Raw genomic sequence first — 1,217 nt, 5'->3', positions numbered from 1 at the left:
TTAAGCAAAAAGCTAATAAGTTATTTTGGGGTTAACGACCTAAAAACATTACTTGCAAATATCAAAAATGCTCAAGCAATTGCAGGTGGAATTGCCGCTCTCCTATAGGTAGCAATGACACGACTTAACTAGCCCTTCAGTGGACGCAGTCGCTATCGCGGCTGCTGTCCGAGATTCATATGCCGTTTATAATCGACCAATTATGGCACATCTGAGACTGTCACTGTTTGAAGCTGTCAGAGCAAGATCAGAATTATATTTATAAACCAAAAAGCTCCAGTCAAAATACTTGACATATTAGGACTTAATACCCTAATTTAACACTTGAAGGCCGGGTTTTACGCTCAGGTCAATTACCGGAGGATTTCCGATGAACAAAACTCAAAAACTATCACCTGCTGCTGCCAGTCTAGTTGCTGAACAGATCTTACCTAACCGAATGGATGAATTGGAATTACCTCTACAGCGCATACCGGCCATCCCTATTGCACCGCCCGGATTTGTTTTAGTTGATGTTATCCTGCCTGCGCATCAGGCGTTAATTGCCAGGGAATGGGCAGAACTTGCCCAAGCAAAGATCGGTACCGCACTGAATGATCAAATCGAAGCCATGGGCAAAGACTAAGATGATGCGACGAGCATCCGAGTGGGCAGCAGTGCTGCGAAATTGTTAGCCTGCATCAGTCATATTTGCAAAAGACATGGGCAAGAGGAAGCTTATTATAAAAGCGACATCAGATAGTGGTACAGTTTGGGCTCATGATGACACACCGCCGAGCATCCGAATGTGTACAATCAGGTTACAGTTTTGATCAACTAAAAATATTGGAACAACAGGAGAATAGAGTTTGAGTCGCCCAGACACAACCATTAGACGTGAATGCCTGTGTCCGGCCGAAAGATGGACTCAGCCAACCGGGGAGGAAATACGCGAGGTACTGCGCCTCGCCGGCGGACTCACCGGTAGCAAGACGGCAAAGATGCTTGGCCTTGGCGCTAAAGGCGATCGTACGGTAAGGCGTTGGATCAGCGAAGATTCTCCGATTCCTTATGCGGCATGGGCGATTTTATGCAATCTCGCTGGATTCGGTCCAATTTGGAAAGACGGTTGAACGCCAGAAAGGAATTTTAGCCGCTAAATTTTTTGTTTAGATTCAGTAAACTGAACAATAATGGTTCAGCCGGATTGATGAATAGGGAATGGCTCTGGTTAGACA

1 protein-coding gene is annotated in these 1,217 nt (G+C 45.5%); it reads left to right on the top strand.

Annotation, left to right across the window (positions count from 1 at the left end; genetic code table 11):
* Positions 1–370 precede the first annotated feature (370 nt).
* On the top strand, positions 371–625 hold the full coding sequence (locus EK22_RS21830) for a hypothetical protein (RefSeq protein WP_036254496.1): 255 nt from the start codon (positions 371–373) through the stop codon (positions 623–625).
* The last annotated feature ends 592 nt before the right edge of the window (positions 626–1,217 follow it).

Source organism: Methylobacter sp. BBA5.1, from assembly GCF_000746145.1.
Lineage (GTDB): Bacteria > Pseudomonadota > Gammaproteobacteria > Methylococcales > Methylomonadaceae > Methylobacter > Methylobacter marinus.
The sequence above is the reverse complement of the archived record's forward strand: the minus strand, read 5'-3'. Positions and strand labels throughout refer to the sequence as shown.

Coding starts and splice junctions, on each gene's coding strand:
- EK22_RS21830 (WP_036254496.1), top strand. CDS start 371: ATGAACAAAACTCAAAAACTATCACCTGCTGCTGCCAGTCTAGTTGCT.